This window comes from Collinsella sp. CLA-AP-H1 (assembly GCF_040092945.1).
In the GTDB taxonomy this organism is placed as follows: domain Bacteria; phylum Actinomycetota; class Coriobacteriia; order Coriobacteriales; family Coriobacteriaceae; genus Collinsella.
On the sequence record NZ_JBBNKO010000036.1, the window covers coordinates 1 to 1,207 of the forward strand.

Annotated in this window: 2 protein-coding genes; both read right to left on the minus strand. The window is 65.9% G+C overall.

The features are described from left to right. Positions 1-4 precede the first annotated feature (4 nt). A complete protein-coding gene (locus AAAV44_RS09780) occupies positions 5-862 on the minus strand; it encodes an IS3 family transposase (RefSeq protein WP_349115461.1) in 858 nt (285 codons plus the stop codon). Next, positions 859-1,207 (minus strand): transposase (locus AAAV44_RS09785; protein ID WP_271759292.1); only part of this gene is annotated, 349 nt, incomplete at its 5' end. The genes AAAV44_RS09785 and AAAV44_RS09780, both read right to left, overlap by 4 nt.

Below are 1,207 nucleotides of genomic sequence, written 5' to 3' on the forward strand. Positions count from 1 at the left end.
ACACCTATTTGGACGATTCCGGGAGGGACAGCCCCGCTTCCCTGAACTCGACCGGCGACATGTAGCCCAGCGTCGAGTGGATCCTGAAGTTGTTGTACCAGTGCACGTAGTCCGAGAGCTTGGCCCGTAGCTCGCGCGTCGTGCCGAACGTCTCGCGGTGGACGAGCTCGGCCTTCAGTATCCTGTTGGTCGACTCGTCGACGGCGTTGTCGTAGGGGCAGCCCTTGGCCGACAGCGACCTCTCTATGCCGAAGGCCTCGAGCATTAGGTCGATCTCGGCGTTGTCGAACTCGCTGCCGCGGTCCGTGTGGAATACCTCGATGTCCGAGATGGGGAAGGAGAGCGTCGCGAACGCCGACTTGACCAGCCGGGCGTCCTTCCTGGGCCCGGCGGAGTGACCGACGATCTCCCTGTTGTAGAGGTCGACGAGCAGGCAGACGTAGTTCCACGAGGCCCCGACGCGCACGTAGGTCAGGTCGCTGCATATATGGGTGCGCGGCGCCCTGCCGCCGAAGCCGCGCGCGACGACGTTGGGCACGTCGGCCTCGTTGACCGCCCCGGGGTGCACCTTGAACCTCTTCCTGCCGTATGCGCTGACCAGGCCGTTCTCCCTCATGATGCGGCAGACCCGGCGCCGGCTGACGGTGACGCCCGACCTCTCGAGCGACGCCTTTATCTTGCGCGAGCCGTACCGGCCCTTGCTGGCGGCGTGGGCCGCGACCACGGCCGGCGCGGCGGGGTCCGGCGCGGCGGGCCGGCCGGCCCGCGAGCGCATGGAGTAGTACGTCGACCTCGCGACGCCGAGGAGCCTGCACTGCGCTGATATGGGGTAGCGGCCCTCGTTGGCCGCTATGGCCCTCACTTTCGAGCGTATATCAGCGCCGCTTGTTTTAAGACGTCGACCTCCATCCGGAGCCTGCGGTTCTCGCGCTCGAGCTCCAGGATCCGGTTCTGCTCGGGCGTGCGGTTGTCCGCGGCGCGCGGCGAGCCGGTCGCGTTTATCGACTTGATCCACCTCTCCACGGTGCTCTTGCCGAGGTCGTACTCGTCCATGATCTCGCGCTTGGGCTTTCCGGCGTTGTAGAGGTCGACTATCTGCCTCTTGAACTCGTCGGTGAAATGCCTCGGGTGCCTGGGGTCCCTCATATACGGCCCTCCCGTCTCTCGCGCCCCTCCCGGAACTGTCCACATCAGTGTAGCCAATCCA